At 41.6% G+C, this 22,426-nt stretch carries 12 protein-coding genes; 8 read left to right on the top strand and 4 right to left on the bottom strand.

The genetic code is table 11. The features are described from left to right. The first annotated feature begins 6 nt into the window (after positions 1-6). Positions 7-912 carry an alkaline phosphatase gene (locus tag DW036_RS00235; protein ID WP_118460374.1) on the top strand — a complete coding sequence of 302 codons (906 nt, stop codon included), beginning with the start codon at positions 7-9 and terminating at the stop codon, positions 910-912. A gap of 122 nt (positions 913-1,034) precedes the next feature. Here DW036_RS00235 and DW036_RS00230 read toward each other — a convergent pair whose 3' ends face one another. Beyond that, positions 1,035-2,576, bottom strand: a complete 1,542-nt coding sequence (locus DW036_RS00230) for an arylsulfatase (RefSeq protein WP_118221482.1) — start codon at positions 2,574-2,576, stop codon at positions 1,035-1,037. A 133-nt stretch (positions 2,577-2,709) separates the two neighbouring features. On the opposite strand from DW036_RS00230, the gene DW036_RS00225 reads away from it, so the two are divergent. After that, positions 2,710-6,726: an ATP-binding protein gene (locus tag DW036_RS00225; protein WP_118460372.1), complete on the top strand. Its 4,017-nt coding sequence runs from the start codon at positions 2,710-2,712 to the stop codon at positions 6,724-6,726. Between the two features lie 66 nt (positions 6,727-6,792). Here the strand turns inward: DW036_RS00225 and DW036_RS00220 are convergent, their stop codons facing one another. From DW036_RS00220 to DW036_RS00205, 3 genes are all read right to left on the bottom strand, one after another. Next, complete coding sequence (locus tag DW036_RS00220) at positions 6,793-8,637, bottom strand: RagB/SusD family nutrient uptake outer membrane protein (RefSeq protein WP_118221480.1); 1,845 nt, start codon at positions 8,635-8,637, stop codon at positions 6,793-6,795. Between the two features lie 11 nt (positions 8,638-8,648). After that, on the bottom strand, positions 8,649-11,867 hold the full coding sequence (locus DW036_RS00215; RefSeq protein ID WP_118460370.1) for a TonB-dependent receptor: 3,219 nt from the start codon (positions 11,865-11,867) through the stop codon (positions 8,649-8,651). Positions 11,868-12,459: 592 nt separating this feature from the next. Next, positions 12,460-13,707, bottom strand: coding sequence for a pitrilysin family protein (locus DW036_RS00205; RefSeq protein ID WP_118460368.1), 1,248 nt, complete (start codon positions 13,705-13,707; stop codon positions 12,460-12,462). Between the two features lie 166 nt (positions 13,708-13,873). Here DW036_RS00205 and DW036_RS00200 point away from each other — a divergent pair, with 166 nt between their 5' ends. The 6 genes from DW036_RS00200 (at position 13,874) to DW036_RS00175 (ending at position 22,368) form a co-directional block, all read left to right on the top strand. Continuing rightward, the gene (locus tag DW036_RS00200; RefSeq protein ID WP_021967858.1) at positions 13,874-14,479 is read left to right on the top strand and encodes an SIS domain-containing protein; all 606 of its coding nucleotides are present in this window, start codon (positions 13,874-13,876) and stop codon (positions 14,477-14,479) included. After that, entirely contained in the window at positions 14,467-15,396 is a 930-nt protein-coding gene (locus DW036_RS00195) for a carbohydrate kinase (protein WP_118221477.1), read from the top strand. The genes DW036_RS00200 and DW036_RS00195 overlap by 13 nt, the downstream gene beginning before the upstream one ends. Before the next feature lie 102 nt (positions 15,397-15,498). After that, on the top strand, positions 15,499-16,569 hold the full coding sequence (locus tag DW036_RS00190; RefSeq protein ID WP_118460367.1) for a tyrosine-protein phosphatase: 1,071 nt from the start codon (positions 15,499-15,501) through the stop codon (positions 16,567-16,569). 151 nt (positions 16,570-16,720) lie between these two features. Beyond that, positions 16,721-18,676, top strand: coding sequence for a DEAD/DEAH box helicase (locus DW036_RS00185; protein ID WP_118460365.1), 1,956 nt, complete (start codon positions 16,721-16,723; stop codon positions 18,674-18,676). An 80-nt stretch (positions 18,677-18,756) separates the two neighbouring features. Then, positions 18,757-19,623, top strand: a complete 867-nt coding sequence (locus DW036_RS00180; protein WP_118460363.1) for a DMT family transporter — start codon at positions 18,757-18,759, stop codon at positions 19,621-19,623. 117 nt (positions 19,624-19,740) lie between these two features. After that, positions 19,741-22,368 carry a hypothetical protein gene (locus tag DW036_RS00175; RefSeq protein WP_147401424.1) on the top strand — a complete coding sequence of 876 codons (2,628 nt, stop codon included), beginning with the start codon at positions 19,741-19,743 and terminating at the stop codon, positions 22,366-22,368. Positions 22,369-22,426 lie beyond the last annotated feature (58 nt).

The raw sequence follows: 22,426 nt of genomic DNA, 5'->3' as shown, positions 1-22,426 counted from the left end.
AAAAACATGAAGAAATTTACTATCACATTGGCACTCTCTATCCTTGCAGTGCTGTTGGTTGTCACTCCTTGTAACGCTAAAGGAAAAGCAAAACACGTCGTATTAATCGGTTTGGATGGCTGGGGAGCCTATAGTGTTCCCAAGGCAGATATTCCTACTATCAAGCAACTGATGGCTGACGGAGCCTATACGCTCGAAAAACGGTCCGCACTCCCCTCTTCAAGTGCCATCAACTGGGCTTCCATGTTTATGGGAGCCGGTCCTGAACTGCACGGGTACACACAATGGGGATCTAAAACACCTGAATTACCTTCGCGCGAACTCAATCAACATGGTATTTTCCCCACTATCTTCCAATTATTGCGCGATGCACAGCCCGAAGCCGAAATCGGTTGCCTGTACGAATGGGACGGTATCAAATATCTGGTGGATACACTTTCTTTGAGCCACTATGCGCAGGCTCCCGATTACAACAAGCATCCCGAGGCTCTGTGCACAATGGCGGAAACTTATATCAAAGAGAAACAGCCAGCCCTACTCGCCGTCTGTTTTGATAATCCTGACCACGTAGGACACCAAGCCGGACACGACACTCCTGAGTATTACGCCAAGCTGAAAGAACTGGATACCTATGTAGCCCGTATTATTCAAGCCGTAAAAGATGCCGGCATGCTGAAAGAAACTATCTTTATCGTCACTGCCGACCACGGTGGCATTGAAAAAGGACATGGCGGCAAAACCATGAACGAGATGCAGACGCCTTTCATCATCTCCGGTAAGAATGTGAAGAAGAGCGGTGAATTCCACGAAAGTATGATGCAATATGACGTTGCTTCTACTATCGCCTACATCTTCGGACTGAAACAACCACAAGTTTGGATAGGAAGACCGATGAAGCAGGTATTTAAATAAAAAATGATATAGCAAACAGCCACTTGCTATACTGGATACAGCCGGAAGCTCCCCTCTCTTTATTATGAGGAGAGGAGATCTTCCGGCAAATCCGAAATGACAAAGCAAAAAACAAAACTATATCAAATCCCCGTATCCACCGGATTCTCATCAGGGAAAAGCGGACTGTAAAGAACTGTATGTTTCAAAACTTGAAGTTGTCCATCTTTTACAAACTCCTCTCCCCTCTCCGACAGATGACGCACCATGGCTGCACGCATGAGCAGCAATTGGGAACGATATCTCTTTTCTTTTGCAACATTCTTCAATTCATGCGGATCCATCGACAGGTCGAACAATTCTTCTTCGCCGGTATGGAAACGCCAGATATATTTCATTTTACCATCAGTCAAGGCACACCAATAGTTATCAGGGCTATAGCAAGTAGAATGTTCCAAATCTATATACTTACGCCATTTTTCTGTATTTCCATTTATCAGATTCACCAGGGATTGCCCATCCATATCAGCCGGAACCGAACCTTCCGCCATTTCAAGAAATGTAGGTAACAGATCACGCAATTCTACCGGTTCTTCAACCCTGTTACCTTTCGAAAAGCCACATTTGGAAGGCCATTTCACAATATAAGGTATATGGGATGAACCCTCATAAGGATACGTTTTACGCCAATGATAATGATCACCCAGCATATCTCCATGGTCAGAGATATAACAAATCAATGCATTATCATACATTCCCTGCTCTTTCAGCGCCTGAACTACTTTACCTATTTCTTCATCAATAAAGGTAACATTCGCATAATAATAACGCCGGGAGTTCTTGGCATATTCTTCACCAAAGTTTCCGAAAGCGGCATCCTTATCCGCCAACTTCGCATCCTGACGGACAGCATAATCTTTATCTTTACACCATTCCCCCACAAACGGAGCCGGCACATCCTTATCCTTATATAAATCCACCAAACGTTTGGGAGGATCGTACGGACTATGAGGACGGGCAAAAGAAATTTTAAGAAATAATGGCTGTTGGTTCCCTTTTTTATAATTCCGTATCATCTCACAAGCAGTTTTACCTGTCCAAGCTGTAGGGTGCAGGTTTTCCGGCAGTTGATAAGCTTTTGCACCATGCTCATTCCACCCCACACCGGTAGAATCAGGATTTAAGCCCGGAGCCTGCAGTTGAAACCAAAGGCGATAATCACTGATAAAATTATCGGATTCTACCCTGCCACTTTCATCCACCAGTGTACCATGGAAGCCATGCAGTGCCTTCTGAGGAAACCAGTGCATTTTGCCTATACCGAAAGTATAATAATGAAGATCCCGTAACATTTGTGGCATTTCATACCGATAATGACTTCCGACTCTCCCGTACCCTAACATTCCGTGATGCCACGGCGAAAGCCCTGTTAGCAACCCTGACCGCGCAGGCGTACTGCTTGGCGTAGAAGAATAAGCATTCGTAAACAGAGTTCCATCCGCTGCCAATGCATCCATATTCGGCGTTATCACCGAAGGATTGCCCATGCAATGCATAGCATCGCCACGATGCTGGTCTGAAATGATTAGAATGATGTGCGGTTGTTGTGATAATGCTTGTTGACTCGTTACCAAAGTCCCGGTGACTGTTAGGAGTGAAACACTCCAGAAAGAATGTTGTTTCATATTGTTTTATTTAAGATTATGTTTACTAAAATTAAATAGCAAATATACATTTTTTTACAGGAATACAAGACAAACATATTATTAATTATTACCTTTGCAATATCTTAAAAACACCTAACTACTTCTTAGAAATATGAAAAATGCACTGATACTATTGCTTTCTATCTTTACGAGCTTCACGGCACTTTCCAAAGAGCTATACTTTAAACATTTGGGAATACGTGACGGACTTTCTCAAATTTGTATCTATTCTATTTATCAGGATGAAATGGGTGCAATGTGGTTTGGTTCTTCCGAAGGGTTAAACCGTTACAATGGCAAAGAAATAAAAGTATATCAACCCTCCCAATACAGGCAAAATTTAACCAGTAACGAAATAAATGATTTATGTGGTGACAAACAAGGACATATCTATATCCGATCCGGTAATGATCTTATCGTTTTCAATATCTACAAGGAGCAATTTGTTTGTCTACGGAAAAACGATGTAAAAGGGATCTTCTGCCAAAGCGACAAACTATGGGTGATTTGCAGTAATGCCATCTATACATATCTTCCTGAGGAAGAAGATCTGAAACTGTTCGTATCCTTCCCTACCGATTTAGGGGAAGGAAGGGGAATATTCGCAGACACTGAAAACGTATGGGCCATCACCCATAGTCATCTGTTACACTTCGATACTTCCTCTCATGAACCGGCAAAGATAATTATGAGCTTTGACAAAGGAAGATGCATATTCAGAGATCGCTCCCACAACTTGTGGGTAGGTACTTGGGACGGGCTATATCGCATAAATACAAAAGGAGACATTTCCTTGTTTACCCACCAACCCGGCCAAGAAGGGCTTTCGAATAATCAGGTACGCTGTGTTATAGAAGACAATATTGGCTGTATATGGATAGGAACATTCAGAGGATTGGATTGCTATAATCCTACCACCAACGAATGGAGCCATTATACTCATCAAGATTACAATCCTAACAGCCTCAGTCATAACTCAGTACTCTCTCTTTATAAAGATGTCCGCAATAATGTATGGGTAGGTACTTATTATGGCGGAGCCAATGTTTTCATTCCACATCACTTTAATAAACAGTTCTATGCAGCATCACTTGAGCATAAAGACTGTCTCAGTTTCCCATTTGTAGGCAGGATGACTGAAGATGATAATGGTTACCTGTGGATATGTACCGAAGGGGGAGGACTTAATAAGCTGGATCCTGCCACAAGAAAGTTCGTTCGTTATACCCATCAGGAAGGTGATCCGCAGAGTGTAGGAAACAATAATCTCAAGGCAATCTACTATGACCAGTCTACCGAACGCCTATACATAGGCACTCATACAGGTGGTTTGTCAATATTCGACATTCGCAACAACACATTCAGAAGGACTCCTGAATTCCTACAACTTGCCGGTAATATCATTAACAGGATACAAAGATACAAGGAAGGGCTTGCTATACTAAGTCAGAAAGGGTTGTTCTTTATGAATCTGCAAACTGAAAAGTTTTCTTCATTCTCCAAGCTTCCTCTCATAAAGGAAGTGCTGGAAAAAGAATTTACTTATGAAACATTCTTCATTGACAGCCAGGACCACCTTTGGTTAGCCTTGTCAGTGGGAGGATTGATATGTGTACACCTCCCCTCGGGCAGAATAGAAAAATATGAAACAAATGCCAACAATCCATTTTCCATCGGAAAATTCAAAGTAGTGCACATCTCTGAAAATAGTAACAGAGAAGTATATTTCGGAACGATAGGTTCCGGGCTATTCAAGTATCAGCCGGAAAATAATTCATTCAAAGTCTATAATACCCAAAATGGTTCCTTGCCTAACAATTATTGTTATTACATTCAGGAATCACCTCTTAATCATAGATTATTGTTACTCCATAATAGAGGTTTATCTATATTCAATACCCAAACAGAGGTTGTAGAAGAAACCTACCACATATTTCAGCAGAACTATAGCCAGGGTTCTACCCTATATATCAGCCGTAATGGTACTATGTATATAGGTGGTATCAACGGATTAGCCTCTTTACCGGAAGAAGATCTATACAATTCTCCCGATAAAGAGAAGCTCTATTTCGAAAAACTACTGATACTCAATCAAGAGGTCCTGCCAGATGATGTTACCGGCATTCTGAAACAAATCCTTGCCCGAACTTCTGAGATCCAACTGAAACACAATCAAAATCATGTTACTGTTACATTCAGTACATTCCGTTACCTATCAGAACGAGACAACTTATTTGAGTATTGTCTCGAAAATCTAGATAAGCACTGGATACAAACTTCAAACAATTCCATCACCTACACCAATATCCCTCCCGGAAACTATACTTTGCGTGTTCGTCCCGTAGAGCTTGACTCAGCCAACGCAGAAGAAATAACTCTCAAGATACATGTTTCCGCACCTTTCTATGCCAACCCATATGCCTATGTCCTCTATGCATTAGTATTGGCGGGAGTTTTGAGCCTGTTCCTCCACTTCAAATTACGCCAGGCTCGGCTACAAGCTTCCCTTGAAAACGAGAAGAAGGAAAAAGAACACATAGAAGAACTCAATCAGGCTAAACTGCGCTTTTTCACTAATATTTCTCATGAATTTCGTACTCCACTCACACTGATCATCGGGCAGTTAGAGGCTATCATGCAAATAGATAAACTGGAACCATTTTTCTACAAGCGGATATTGCGGATATATAAAAACGCATGGCACATGCGTAATCTAATCACTGAATTACTGGATTTTCGCAAACAAGAACAAGGTTATCTGAAACTTAAAGTAAAAGAACGTGACTTGGTACCTTTCTTACATGAAATATATAATAGCTTCTACGAGTATGCCCAAATGAAAAATATCAACTATAATTTCAAGCATACGGAAAAAGTTGTCAACGCCTGGTTTGACCCGGCACAATTACAGAAAGTCATATTCAACCTGCTTTCCAATGCTTTCAAGTATACCAAGGAAGGAGGAAATATTACCATCAGCTTACGCCATAACTCCACTCAGGTATTTATTACTGTCAGTGACGACGGTTCGGGAATACCGGAGGAGGCCATCCTTAAAATCTTCGACAGATTCTATCAGGCAGACTCCACCCCTTCATCTTTCAGCCTCGGCACTGGAATCGGATTGGCTCTGGCAAAGGGCATCATGGATGCCCATCATGGTAAAATAGAAATAAAAAGTACAGTAAATCAGGGAAGTGATTTCACATTGTCATTACTTTTAGGCAACCAACATTTCAATAAAGAAGATATTGCCGCAGACCCGCAACAAGCTGATGCAATCTATTTTATAGATTCACCAACCGACCTTCTTCAAAGAACCACCGAGTTCCGAATACCGATTGAAACCGGAATAGATACCCATAAACCGATTCTGTTGCTGGTAGAAGACAATGAGGATTTATTAGAGATGCTCAACGATATGTTCAGCACTTTTTATAAAGTGCATACAGCCCGCAACGGACGTGAAGGGCTAATTGCCGCAGAGCGTATCCAACCTGATATTATTGTAAGTGACGTAATGATGCCGGAAATGTCAGGAAAAGAAATGTGTTACAAACTAAAAAACAATGTAGAACTTTCCCACATTCCTATTGTGCTCCTTACAGCACAGAACTCTGTAGATTTTATAGTAGAGGGATATATGTTTGGTGCCGACGATTATGTTACCAAGCCATTCAATGTTAAAATACTATTGGCACGTTGCAGTAATCTGATTCGTAACAAGCAGCAGATTATTGCACACTATTCCAATGTGTCGACAGTGCAGATCACAGAATCCATCCCCCCTTCCAATACCTATGATAAAGAACTTCTGAAAAAGAGCGTAGATATTATCAGAAAGCACTTTGACAATCCTAATTTTGATGTGAATATGCTGGCAGCCGATCTTTGCATGGGGCGCAGTAAGTTATATATGCGATTCAGACAGATAATCGGCCTGACACCTAACGAATTCATTCTGAAAGTAAAATTAGACGAAGCGATGTCATTACTCAAGAATCGCCCCGAACTGAATATTTCAGAGATTTCCATCATGCTGGGCTTCTCTTCAGCACGCTATTTCAGTAAATGTTTCAAATCATTCTTCGGATTGCCACCGCTGAAAGTAAGAAGGAAAGAAGAATAGGCTCCTCCATAAAGAGGAGCCTGATTGAAGAGAATTAGATTCAGTCGAAATTGTGTGTATACATCATTATTCTTTAAGTCCGGTAGTCCAACCGTAATTTTGTCCAAGATTCGTATTCTTGCTGATCGCAGAAGACGGAATGGGACGCAGATAATCCTTTTTCGGATCAAATGTACGGCGATTAGTTGCATAGTTCGTTTTTTCATAAGCATCGATATACTGCTTGCCATCCGCATCTTTGAATACGTAAACAGGATTCTGACCGGCGTTTTCTGTTCCTCCTTTGGAAATAACCCCTTCATAACGGGGATCATCAAAGTCAGCATCTTCCAAGCGCATACCCAGAACACGGTCTTTCAGCTTTTCACCCCATGCCCAACGCATCAAGTCCTGATAACGCAAATACTCAAAACTAAGCTCCACACGACGTTCGCGACGAATCTCTATAATGAGAGATGAAAGATTACTATCTGCATATTTGGGATCCATTTCCGGGTTTACTGTCAAATGAGGCATATCCACACGATCACGTAATACATTAATCGTTTTATCCAATACCGCTTGATCACATCCCCCCAATTCCGCTTTCGCCTCCGCATAATTTAACAAGACTTCTGCATAACGGAACAACGGATAATCATGCGTCTCTGCATTAAAGCCCTTTTTATCCTGTTCACGGATATAATATTTGATAGGATGATAGCCTGTAAGCGTAGGCCATCCTTGCATATTTCCAATACGGGGGAATGTACGGTTGGCATGTGCATTATCTATAAACAAAGCCTTTGCAGCGTCATTTCCCGGAGCAAGAAAAGTCTGACTCAAACGCGGGTCACGATTCGTAAATTCCAATTCTGGAGTATCGTTACTATAATCCCGACTCAGGGCTACAGCTCTCGCCACTCCATCTGCATCAATGCAGAGGAAATCATCCACAAAATCTTTGGTACCGCCATTACGAAGATTAACTGTATAGCCACATATACGATGACGTTTCAGACCATCGGCATATTTTCTATAGAATATTACTTCCTCGTTACTTGATAAATCATCAGTAGTGAATAAAGCTGTATAGTCGCTTGACGGATTACCTGTATCATGAATCTTATATCCCATTCCCATCAATTCTTCACAAGCACTTACGCAAGCATTCAGGAATTCTGCTTCATCACCCAGATTATGATATTTACGGTACGTACCTTCATACAGTCCGATACGAGCCTTTAATGCCAATGCAGCACCTTTAGTCAAACGATTATCGCCCCAATTTTCTTCGGGTAGAAATGAGCAAGCATTATTAATGTCTGTCAGCACTTGTTTCATAACCTCTTTGCGCGGAGTACGTTCACCATACAACTCTTCGGAATCTGTTTCTAAAGGCTTGGTTATCAACGGTACATCACCATAAGTCTGAACCATATAAAGGTAGAACCATGCACGGAAGAAAAGAGCCTCACCGGCATAACGGTTCCTCACACTTTCCGTAACTTCCGTTGCACGTTCATAATTGGCCATAAATACATTGATACGACGTAACAACGTCCATGACCAACTGCCATAATTAGGATTTCCACTCGGTTGATTTTCAATGCCGGCAGCTACGGCAGACGCCCAAGTCTGGGAAGCATCCATTGTAGCAAAATTATCAGACATAGCTTCTATTGTATAAGGTCCTACGACCTTTACAGAATAAGCGTCACTATGGAAACCCACCATGAATTTATAAGTACCATTGCTTGCCGCTTCATTGTAAATACCATTGGTATATGCCTCCAAATCAGAAGATGTATTCCAATAAGCCGCATCATTTAAGTCATTGGTAGGGGTACGTTCCAAAAAGGAATCGTTACATGCAGTCATTGATAAAACGACTGCACTCAACACCAAACATTCTCGTATAAAGTTTTTCATTGTCCTGTTTTTTAAAAGGTTAGATTAATTCCAAATGAATAAGTTCTCATAAAGGGATAAAGCATTGTACCATTTCCACGAGCTGCCTCAGGGTCATACGGGCCTTTAACTTTGGTAAACTCGAACAAATTTTCACCACTGACATAAACCGATGCACCTGACAAGAACACTTTACTGATCCATTGCTTCGGCAGATTCCATCCGAATGTCAGATTCTTCATTCTTAAATAAGAAGCATTCTGCAAATAACGATCTGTCTTCACCCCTCTGTTCCTGGCGTCCGTCGCACGCGCAATGGGGAAATAAGCATTCGGATTATTCGGAGTCCAGGAATCCTCTATATGCCATTTCTGCGCATTGTAATATTGTGTAGCAGCCGGCCAGAAAGATTCGTCACCCGGCCAGAAATCACGTTTGCCAACTCCTTGCATAAAAATATTCAGATAAAAATCTTTATAAGTCAGATTAGCGGTAATACCATACTGATAACGTGGAGTAGTATTACCAATAATCACCATATCTCCGTGATTATCTAAAGTACCATTGCCGTCATCAATCTTTTCATCATCATTCAAATTCTTAAACTTAATGTCACCAGCTCCCCACTCTACGTTCTTAATGTCACTTTGATCATACCAGGCAGCGGCTTCTTCATCACTTTGAAACAATCCCTCTGTCTTATATCCCCAGATTTCACCAATCTTGTGCCCCTCATAATAAGTGCTGATAGCTCCGGTAGGATTATTGTATTTTGTTACTTCTGCTTGAGAATCCGACAATACAAAACCTAACTCATAGCCAAAATTCTTCCCAATCCGGTCTCTCCAATTGATGGAAAGTTCCCAACCACGGGTTTTCAGCTCAGCAGAGTTTGCAGGAGGTGCTGTAGTACCCAGTACATCGGGATAAGTAGCCTTAATCAACATATCTGAAGTAGTACGAACATAGTAATCGAAACTCATATCCAGACGTTGATTCAGGAAGGTAGCATCCAAGCCGACATTGACTGTCGTAACTTTCTCCCATGTCAGGTCTGAACTTATCAGGTTGCCCGGATTGATTGTGGTAGCATATTCATCACCAAAAAGCCAATACTGAGAAGTACTATTACTCATAAAAGGAATGTATGGATAATATTTAGTATTTCCACTCCAGTCGCTGGAAGAAATCATCTGATTACCTAAAATACCATAAGTAGCACGAAGTTTCAAGTTATCCAACCAAGAGCGGGTATTCTTCATGAATCCCTCCTCACTAATGCGCCATGCACCGGAAAATGAAGGTAAGAACACAAAACGATTGTCCGACGGAAAACGTGAAGTACCATCATAACGTCCGTTTACCTCAAACAAATAGCGATCATTATAGATATAGTTCACACGGAAAAAAGCTCCACGTAAAGCCCATTCGTAACCATCCTGTGATACTGTATGTGTGCCTGAACCAAGACTCAATGAAGGCAGGTTTTCATTCAGAATATCATTGCGCTGCCCACTGAAGGTGGAATATTTTGTTAATTCTTGGTTGAAACCTATCATCGCCTTCAGATAATGCTTCTCTGCAAATGTGTTTTCATAATCCGTATAAGCATTGAAAGAGTAGTAACTTGTGTTATAATTACTCATCTTATAATAATTTGTACTTGTACGACCATAGGTCTCATTAAAGGAACCATCGAAGAATTTGATTGGTTTAGAATGCTCAGAGGCTTTCTTATAATTCAGATTATAATTAAAGTCAACATGAGCTTTCCATCCTTTCAGAATATTAAGATCAGCACTCGCTGTCAACCAGATATCATGCTTGTCATATTTATTTCTTCCACCGTCCTTAAGCAGTGAATATGCATTATTTTCCATATACATACCCTCATATTTATCTAACTCCGGATAACGTGAATCTTTCTTCCAAGAAGAAATAAACTCTGTAGGAGTAGAATAAACGACACGCTTCCAAACATCTTTGCTATCATAGGTAAAAGGTTTGTCTTGTGTACTATAATTATACAGTGCCTTGAAACCTAACTTTAGCCATTTCGTCGTCTGATTTTCTACATTCAAACGGGTATTCAGCTGCTTAAAGTTATCATCCCCAACCTTATAAAGTCCATCTTGATTCAAGTATCCTACAGAAGTATAAAAGCGTGTCTTTTCATTACCACCTGAGATGTTCAGATTATGGCGTTGCGTGGGAGTCACATTCTTAACCATCAGTTCCTTAAAATCAGAATAGCCATAATAGTACAGAGTCCCATCAATAACTTCATATTCAGGATTACCGGCAGGATTTGCCTCATAGGCTCTCATCTTCTCTATGCTCTCTGTCTTGAATTTCGTTGCAACCCCACCGGCCACGCAAGCTTCATTCATCCACTCGGCGTACTGTGACTGGCTTTCAATAAACTCCGGCATAATAGACGGCTTAGCAAAAGAGAAGTTTCCACTATAGCTAACCGTTACTTTTTCTGCTTTTGAAGGACTTTTGGTTGTTACCAATACTACACCAAAAGCAGCACGTACACCATAAATGGCAGATGCAGCAGCATCCTTCAATACTGTTACATTCGCAATATCATTGGGATTCACCAAGTCAAGGCTCATTTCTACACCATCTACCAGCACCAAAGGGCTACCACCATTGATAGAAGTAGTACCACGCACATTCAACGACGCATTTTGTCCGGGTTCACCACTGGTATTTGTTATCTGCAAATTAGGAATTGTTCCCTGCAAGGCACTGGAGGTACTTGTAATAGGGCGTGATTCCAAAACCTTAGAATCGATTTGTCCGATAGCCCCGGTCAAATTCACCTTTTTCTGTGCACCATAACCTACTACCACAACTTCTTCCAAAGCCTTAGCATCTTCAACCATTAAAACTCTAAAAGTAGTCTTACCGTTCACCTTGATTTCTTGCGTGACATAACCGATAAAGGAAATCTGCAAAATCGCATTCTCCGGAACATTAGAAAGAGTAAAGTTACCGTCAACATCAGTAATCACACCATTTGTAGTTCCCTTCACAAAGACGTTAGCACCTGGAACCGGACCAAGATTGTCTGTTACAACACCTTTCACTGTCTTACCATTTTGAGCTACCATTTGTACAGCATCAACAGTAGGAAGGCTTCCGCCACTCACAGGACCTGCCACTATACCAGCACTCGACAACACGCAAAGTGCACAAAGCAAAGTCCTTCTTGAGAAATCAGGAAATGTTTTTCTTTTCATAAATAGATCAAATTAGTTGTTAAATTAGATTAGGATAACGTTTTCTATTTTCGCATTTCGGGAAGTAAAAGTACAGAGCATACCTTTATGGAGATACACTTATTTTCCATCGCATATGCTCATATTTTCCATTAAATCACCAGAGGCCTTTTTTTTGTACAAAACAAACAACTGAGCAGTAATATTTCGGAAGATTTTACCACCAAAGACCTATGGGAACATATTGTCTAAAATACAAGAGAAGGGATAGCTACAGACAACAATAGTGTTGCTTTCAGTAGAAAAGAAAAAAGTCAGGTTCATACGAATTCTCATAATTCACCCTGAGACATTTACAGAAGGCGGAAGTTATTGCGTAATTTATGTAGCACAAAAAGTGCTGCACTTTTTATGCTACACATAAACTTTTGCTTATGAATAGAATAACACCGTGCAACCTATACCCATAGTGATACCAGTAGCATAAACACGGCTCTAAAAACATTAATAAACAAGGAATATGTATTCAAATCCGACAAAGGTTATTGCATCTACGACCAGTTTATGGAGTTGCGGTTGCAGACGTTGCCTTATGCCAATCAATAAAGGATACTCAGCGATAGATTAACGTCGACAGATAATCTTCCGCAAACATTTCATTCGCCACTTCCAATAGAATCTCCGGAGTAAGTTGTTCAATACGTTGATAAACCGCTTCGGAGGTTTCATATTTATGATAATGCAGGAAGGTCTTTGCCATACCGAGGGCATTGTTCTCATTATTATCCGAAGCTACACCTATCTGTCCGATGAGTTGCTTCTTGGCAGCAGCCAGTTGCTGGGAAGTCATCTTGTTATCACGCAGGCTTTTAAGTTCCTTCATAACCAACCGCATACATGTATCCACATCTTCAGGATCGCATCCGAAATAAGTGCAGAAGACGCCTGTATCCGTATAAGAAGTCAGATTGGACTCCACATTATAAACTAATCCCCGGCGTTCACGCAGAGAAACGTTCAGACGACTATTCATGCCGGGGCCTCCAAGAATATTGTTCAGCAGATAAAGGGCTGTACGTTTATCATCATAGGCATTGTATCCACGGCTACCAATCATGACATGGGCCTGATGCGTATCTTTATGTATAGTGAGCTTCTCGGGCATATAAAAAGGAGGAGGCATACGACGGTTATCCACCGATACGGCAGGAACATCTACCAAAAGTTTCTCTGCCCAACGGATGACTTGCTTGAAATCCAAATTGCCCCAAACAAAGAAAACCATATTACCCGGATGGTAAAAGCGGGAAGTGAAAGCAGCAGCATCTTCACTCCGGAAGGTTTTCAGCAACTCAGGATTCCCCAGAATATTACGTCCCAACGGATGTCCGCGGAAGATCAAATCCTCGAAGTCATCGAAAATAAGTTCGGAAGGCGTGTCTTCGTAAGACTGGATTTCATCAATGATTACCTCCGTTTCCTTCTCAATCTCACGTTGCGGAAAGGTGGAGTGAAATACAATATCCGCCAGCAATTCAAAAGCCCGGCCGAAGTGCTCGGTAAGGAAAGCAGAATAGATAACCGTCTCTTCTTTATTGGTGTAAGCATTCAGGTCACCACCCACATTCTCCATACGATTGAGAATATGCCAGGCTTTCCGCTTCTGTGTACCTTTAAATATAAGATGTTCCACAAAGTGCGCCATGCCTTGTTCATTCTCAAGCTCATCACGGGTTCCGGCATCAACAGCAAAACCACAATAAGCTACATTGGAATAGGCCGGTTGATGGATAATACGCAAACCGTTGGCAAGTGTATATTCGTTATGTCCCGGTAAAGGGAAAAGTGCTAACTTCTTCATTCTTACGTTCAAAACTGATTGAAGGCGCAAAGATAGTGCAAATTGAATGCAGAATTTTCATGCTTGCATGAAAAAGTTATGCTGAAATACAATAAAACTTATTGCCATTTATGGAAAATTGCAGATATTTGTAGGCTATAACCTAACTACTAACAAAAATAGTATAATGATTGAATCCATTCAAGAGCTTTTGCAGAAAGAGGCACAAGCTGTTCTAAACATCCCCGTGACAGACGCTTACGAGCGTGCAGTAGAACTTATCGTGGAACAAATTCACCGGCGGAAAGGGAAACTGGTAACTTCGGGTATGGGAAAAGCAGGACAGATTGCCATGAACATCGCAACTACGTTCTGTTCTACCGGAATCCCTTCCGTATTTCTGCATCCCAGCGAAGCTCAACACGGCGACTTGGGCATCTTGCAGGAAAACGATTTACTGCTATTGATCTCTAACTCTGGCAAAACACGCGAAATCGTAGAACTCACACAATTAGCTCATAATTTGAACCCAGAGCTTAAATTTATTGTTATTACCGGAAATCCGGATAGTCCGTTGGCTCATGAGTCTGATGTATGTCTCAGTACAGGAAAACCCAAGGAAGTCTGTGCTCTGGGAATGACTCCCACCACCTCGACTACTGTAATGACCGTTATCGGTGATATTCTTGTAGTACAGGTAATGCAACAGACAGGCTTTACGATTGGAGACTACTCCAAACGTCATCACGGTGGGTATTTGGGTGAAAAATCAAGAAAATTATGCGAAAAGTAATCGGTATAGGAGAAACTATCCTTGACATCATTTTCCGCAACGGGCAGCCGACAGCAGCTGTACCGGGTGGCTCAGTATTTAACGGCATCGTGTCATTGGCACGGACTGGCGTACCTGTGAGCTTCATCAGCGAAACGGGAAACGACCGGGTGGGCAACACAATTCTGCAATTCATGCAAGATAGCGGCATGTCTACCGAATATGTCAATGTGTTCCCCGATGGCAAATCTCCCGTATCACTGGCTTACCTGAACGAACATGGTGATGCGGAATATATTTTCTATAAGGATTATCCCAAGCAGCGGCTGGATGTAGTCTTCCCCAAACTGGAAGAAGACGACATCGTAGTTTTCGGTTCATACTTCGCCTTGAATCCGGTGCTACGCGATAAGGTTCAGGATCTGTTGGAGCAGGCACGTGAGAAGAAAGCAATTGTCTATTATGACCCTAACTTCCGCTCCTCGCATAAAGACGAAGCCATTAAACTGACATCAACCATCATCGAGAATCTGGAATATGCCGACATTGTACGCGGTTCTATAGAAGACTTCTTCTATATGTATAATCAAAAGGAAGTGGACAAGGTCTACAAAGATAAGATTCGCTTCTATTGCTCTAACTTTCTTTGTACTGCCGGAGCCAAAGAGATTTCACTGCGTACGAAAAGCATTACCAAGGAGTATGCTATTCCGCCGTTGGAGGCAGTCAGTACTATTGGAGCGGGTGATAACTTCAATGCCGGTATCATCTATGGCCTGCTGAAGTACAATGTACGCCACTGTGATTTGGGACAAATAGACGAAGCCACCTGGGACAAGATTATCCGTTGCGGCATCGAGTTCTCGGCAGATGTATGCCGGAGTTTTAACAATTCCATATCACCGGAGTTTGCCCGACAGTTGCCTCCCATTAACTAAATCCCCGTTAAAGGAGAAAAAACTCTGTGAAACTCTGCGCCTTGAAGTAACAAAAGTCAGCAGAATACATATCTTTGCAGTATACGCTCAGACAAAAAAACTATGTATAGAAATCTGTTGAACTTGCTAACATGTGTATTGCTGCTACCGGCTTGTAGCGGCACAGCTCCTCATATTTCCGTTGTTTGTGAAGAAAACAACGTTGGAAATAGTATCGTTAAATGGGAAATAGCTCCTCTTATCAAAGGAAACGTAAAGGTATACGCCTCTACCGATCCGAACCATATTCCCGAAGATTCCCCGGTAGCCATGGCAAATATTGCCGACCAACGAATGACGATTGTTACCACAGATCCTACCAGACGGTATTACTACACCCTCGTATTTAATGATAAATACCGTGTAAAGATTGCTACCCGCAATGTCAATATTCCTGGTATACAAAACTTCCGCGACTTGGGAGGATATCCATCATATCCTACCCAGAAACGATTGCGTTGGGGCATGCTCTACCGGTCGGCGCAAATAGACAGTCTGGAATGTTACTCGCGCAGGGAGCTAAAGAATATAGGCATCAAGACTATTGTAGACCTGCGCTCCGAATCAGAGTTAAAAGGACATACCCCATTACAAGAAGGATTCAATGCCGTGCATATTCCCATAAAAACGGGAGATATGGAAGATATTCTGAAAGGTATTCAGGAACAAAAGATAAAAAGTGACACCGTCTACCGCATGGTGGAACGGATGAATCGCGAACTAGTGATGAATTACCATCATGAATATCGACAAATATTCGATATCCTGTTGGACAGTGCTAACTATCCTGTCGTCATTCATTGTTCCTCCGGTAAGGGACGCACCGGCATTGCTTCGGCACTGATACTCGCTTCTCTTGGTGTGAACAGTGATATTATCATGGAAGATTATCGCCTCAGCAATGATTATTTCAATATTCCCAGTGCTTCACGTTATGCCTATAATCTGCCTGCACGTTCACAAGAAGCCATCACAACTGTTTATTCAGCCAGAGAAGATTTCCTGAATGCTGCCAAAGAAGAAATAGAACGTCGGTACGGCGATGTGGATACCTATCTGGAAAGGGCTATCGGACTCAAGAAAGAAGAAATTAAGAAGTTGCAAAGTATTTTGCTGGTGAAAGACAATCAGTGATGTTTCGCATGTAGTTTGTCAGACTACATACGAAACTTAAATCATTGACAAAAAAATAAGCCTGATATTTAATTTTATCGCTGATAACTAATCACTAATCACTAAATTTGTTCTATCTTTGTGCCCGAATATAAAGATATACAAAGATTTAATGAAGAATTTTGAAGAGCTCGGTCTGTCGCCGGAGATACGCCGCGCCATTGAAGAAATGGGATATGAGTGTCCCATGCCGGTACAAGAGGAAGTGATTCCTTACCTTTTAGGAGAAAATAATGATGTTGTAGCACTTGCACAAACAGGAACGGGGAAAACCGCCGCATTCGGCCTGCCACTTATCCAGAAAATTAATGTAAAGAACCGGATTCCACAATCCCTTATACTTTGCCCTACACGCGAACTTTGCTTGCAGATTGCAGGTGATTTGAATGACTATTCCAAATACATCACCGGATTGCGGGTATTGCCCGTATATGGTGGTTCATCCATAGATAGCCAGATACGTGCCCTGAAACAAGGTGTACATATCATCGTTGCCACCCCGGGACGACTACTCGACCTGATGGAACGTAAGACTGTATCGCTCACCACTATCCAGAATGTAGTGATGGACGAAGCGGACGAAATGCTGAACATGGGATTCACGGACAGTATTAACGCTATTCTTGCCGATGTGCCCCAGGAGCGTAATACGTTATTATTCTCCGCCACTATGAGCCCGGAGATTGCACGTATTTCAAAGAAGTACTTACGTGACGCCAAAGAAATCACTATCGGACGGAAAAATGAAAGTACAAGCAACGTGAAGCATGTAGTCTTCACCGTTCATGCCAAAGATAAATACGCGGCCTTGAAACGTATTGTAGACTATTATCCGCAGATATACGGTATCATTTTCTGCCGTACGCGCAAAGAAACACAGGAAATTGCCGACAAGCTGATGCAAGACGGTTACAATGCTGATTCACTGCACGGTGAATTAAGTCAGGCACAACGCGATACCGTCATGCAGAAGTTCCGCATTCGCAACATACAAATCCTGGTTGCCACGGATGTTGCTGCCCGCGGACTGGACGTAGACGACTTGACACATGTCATCAACTATGGCCTGCCGGATGATACCGAAAGTTACACTCACCGCAGCGGACGTACAGGACGCGCTGGAAAAACCGGTACTTCTATCGCCATCATCAACTTGCGCGAGAAAGGTAAGATGCGCGAAATAGAACGTATCATCAGCAAGAAGTTTATTATTGGTGAAATGCCTACCGGCAAACAGATTTGCGAGAAACAGCTTCTGAAAGTGATCGACGACCTGGAAAAGGTGAAAGTGAACGAAGAAGATATGGCTGACTTTATGCCTGAAATATACCGTAAACTGGACTGGTTGAGCAAGGAAGACCTTATTAAACGTATGGTTTCCCACGAGTTCAACCGTTTCTCAGAATACTACCGCAATCGCGAAGAAATAGAAATGCCTACCGATAGCCGTGGCGAACGCAACAGCAAAAGTGGCAACGAACGTACCAGCGACCGCAGAAGTAGCAGCCGCAAAGCAGAGCCTGGATTTACCCGCTTATTCATCAATTTGGGTAAGATGGATAATTTCTTCCCCAATGAACTGATAGGATTGTTGAATGGCAATACCCGTGGACGGGTGGAATTGGGACGCATTGACCTGATGAAGAACTTTTCATTCTTTGAAGTGGATGAAAAAGAAGCCAACAACGTGGTAAAAGCCCTGAACCGAGCCAACTGGAACGGTCGTAAGGTATCTGTAGAAATTGCAGGTGAAGAAGGCAAGGAAGCTCCTAAAGGCAGACGTAAAAGCGAAGGAAGCAGTTACGGAAAAAAGGAGTTTGATGGCAAGAAGCGTAGCTTCAAAGATGAAAAGCGTAGCGATGCTCCCAGAAATAACAGAAGTAAATCTGAGAGTGCTCCGGCTGACAAAAAGAAAAGCAAGCCAAGTCGCGAAGACCGTGGATACTCCCAAGCACGCGGCAAGAAGGATGACTGGAGACAGTTCTTTCAGGATAACAAAGAATTCCGCGATAAAGAACCTGACTTCAGTGAAGAAGGCTGGGCAAGAAGGGCACCCAAGAAGAAATGATTCATAGTGATTAGTGGTTAGTGATGAGTGATTAGTACAACTGCTAGTCACTTATCACTAACCACTAATCACTTATTAACGTGAATAAAGTAAACGGATTCTTATATGGACTTCTTTCTTCGGCGAGCTTCGGGCTTATTCCACTGTTCACCATTCCTGCCATGCATCAAGGCATGCAGTTCTGGTCCATTCTGCTTTACCGTTTTTTCTTTGCCATGCTGGCATTGGCAGGTATCCTGTTACTCGATAAACAATCTTTCCGCATCTGCAGGAAAGAGATACTTCCACTTTTACTACTGGCATTTCTGTACGATTGTTCCGCTGTATTTCTATTCTGGGGATACAAATTCATGTCGAGCGGAGTAGCTACTACCATTCACTTCATGTATCCTGTACTGACTACACTTATCATGATGATTTTCTTCCGCGAAAAGAAATCCATCTGGCGTATAGCGGCAATTCTTTTAGCAGTAAGCGGTGTTTTCTTCCTCTCGCATGGCGACACTACGGGAACTGTTACTTTATGGGGTATTTTTATTGTTTTACTCTCTGCATTGGGTTATGCTCTCTATCTAGTTACTGTCAGCCAACTAAAATCTCTTGAAATGAAAGGGCTGAAAATGACATTTTATGTTTTTCTGTTTGGCGGAATCCTCCTTTTCATCGGGATGACAGCAACAGGCGTCGGCGTACAACCCATCCCGGACCGGATAACTTTTGGAAACCTGGTAATGCTGGCATTAGTACCGACTGTTATTTCCAATCTTGCGCTGGTACGCGCTATTAAAAACATAGGCTCCACGCTCACCTCTGTGTTGGGAGCCATGGAGCCTGTAACTGCTGTTTGTGTGGGAATTCTCGTCTTTGGAGAACCTTTCACTCAAAGTATTGCTCTAGGAATTATACTGATTATTTCGGCGGTTACGGTTATCATACTGAAACGATAATCATATCCTTCATTTAGGAGTATAAATCGAAACTATTTCTGATAATCAGACAGCTTCTCTCACTTTTTTTCATAATTTTGTCCAGCATATCAAAGCACCCTATTTTTATGTCTATATATGAAGAAGCACAACTTTTATATACTATTATTTTTATTGCTTTGCATTACTAACGAAGGATATTCGCAAGGATTACAATTTTACGGAAATGAAAAGCGAATCTCTGAACGTTCCTCCTTTTCTGTCTTCACTGATGAGAATGCTCCTGCTGCAACCGGTAAGTTTAAGATTTCCTTTGAATATGCATCACAAAATATAGAAAGTCCCGGATATATCTTTTATCTGAAAGATGCCAATGGAAAAGAAGCTTTCAACCTGACCTATGTATATGATACTAAGCAAGGAAGTTTTATGTTTGCCCAAGATGGGAAACAAATCTATTACACCTATCAGCACCCTCAGGATAAACTGCATGGCAAATGGATGCTCATTTCACTCACAATGGATATAACAAATAATCGGGCTGAAATCAGCATAGGAGATGATAAAGCAATCCTTGAAGATATTGGATTGAGTAAAAAGACATTTACTCCCCAACTTTTCTTTGGGATATGTAATCACATTCTGGACACCGCCTCCTTCTCTATTCGCAACCTGACAATAAGCAATGGTGAAGAAACTTGGCATTTTCCTTTAAACGAAAGTAAGGGAGAAGAAGTCCACGACAGCAAGGGAAAAATTGTTGGTCATGTAACCAACCCCATTTGGCTCATAAACCATTCGTATTACTGGAAACCCTTATTTCAATCCTACTCTTCCACGCCATCAGGATTTGTATTTACGCCGGGGAAACAGGAATTTTTTATATATAGCCAAGACTCTATCACCACCTATAATATTCATAAACACACATCAGAAAAACTTCCCTACGCATCAAAAGAAACGACTTTTCCAATTCGTTTGGGGATGAATTTCTATGATGAAACCAAAGGAAATATCTACGCCTATGAATTAAACGGAACAGAAACCTTTGTTGCAGAAATGGATCCGAAAGCCAAAACATGGGAAATAGTTAACCAGAACAGCATTACCCTTCAAATGCATCATCATAGTGGACTTTTCAATCCACAAAAGCAACAGTTCCTCTTCTTTGGGGGATATGGTAATCGCCGGTACTACAATACTTTCATAACCTATGATCTATTGCAGGAACGCTGGGATACCCTCCGTTTTACAGGAGATGAAATACCGCCCCGCTTCTTTGCCGGCATAGTGATGAGCCCTGATTACAAACGCGCTTATATCTATGGTGGAAAGGGTAATGAAACCGGTGATCAAAATGTAGGAATCCAATATTATTATGATTTTTACCAATTAGACTTCGAGACACTACAAGTCAAGAAATTGTGGGAACATAAAGCTCCCCGGACAAATCGTGTTCCTACAAGGGATATGATACTTTCTGAAGATGAGAAATACATCTATTTACTGGCTTATCCGGAGTATAAACCCGAAACCCAATTGCAACTCTATCGCCTCTCCATATCTGATGGTAGCTATGAGGCCTTAGGGGATAGCATTCCCCTTACTTCTGAAGAGATAGCAACTAATGCTAACCTATATTTCAACAAGGAACTGGGAGAGTTCTATTGTGTCATTCAGGAATTTGAAAAATACGGGCAATCTGCTACACGCATTTACTCACTTTCAAATCCTCCTGCATCACTGGCTGCTGTGAAGTTCTATGATAAACAGACCGGTGAATTCGGTAAATCAACTATCTGGATGTACCTTCTCCTCATATTGTGCTTTATAGTAATTTGGAGTAGTTTCATTATCATAAAACGACAACGATCTGCCAAAAGGCAACTTAAAAGAAAAAACAAAACTTCACCTTTGGAAAGTGCTTCTCTTGAAGCGGAAGCTGCATCACCAGTAGTCTCCGTCCCAACCAAAGTCACCGAGGAAGAGAAAATAGAAGAGACATTCCTAACAGATACAATCACCACACGCAAAAATTGTATTTCTCTCTTTGGCACCTTTACAGTCACAGACAAGAATGGGCGGGATATGACCTATATGTTCAGTCCTAAGATAAGATATATATTCATCTATATACTGATAAACAGCATAACTAAAGACGGAGTATTGTCTTCTGATATGAACAGTCTTTTTTGGCCTGACAAACCCGATGATAAAATAAAAAATCTCAAAAATGTAACAATGAACCACCTCCGCAAAACCTTGCAAGAGCTGGAAGGTATTGAACTTACCCACCAGAAAGGTTACTTCAAATTGATACTTGCAGATGAGTGTTATTGCGACTACCAACGTTTCTTCTCATTAACAGAGGGAATGAAACGTGCACCTCAGGCGGAGAGTGAAACGACCGAATTACATAACATTCTTGCAAAAGGGAAATTCCTGAATACCATCGAAGACAGTTTATTCGATTATCCGAAACAACAGACAGAATCATTCACAATTTCACTGTTATCGGAGCAAATATATACATTCTACAAAAGCGGAAGAAATTCTGCTACAATACGTATCTGCAATATCCTATTTGCCATAGATCCGTTATCTGATATGGCTATGACTTATGCCGTATGCACTTATCGTAGACAAAGTAGATCGGACAAGGCTATACAACTTTATGGCACTTTTACAAAAGAATACCGGAAGGTTATGGATGAAGACTATCCTATAACTTTCGATGACGTCAGTACCGACAATATCAGATTATGATATAAATAAGGCGGATATGGCAGGATACTCCAGGTTTCCCTTTCATATCCTCATATCC

This window comes from Bacteroides sp. AF39-11AC, assembly GCF_003474285.1.
Classification (GTDB): Bacteria; Bacteroidota; Bacteroidia; order Bacteroidales; family Bacteroidaceae; genus Bacteroides.
The sequence above is the reverse complement of the archived record's forward strand: the minus strand, read 5'-3'. Positions and strand labels throughout refer to the sequence as shown.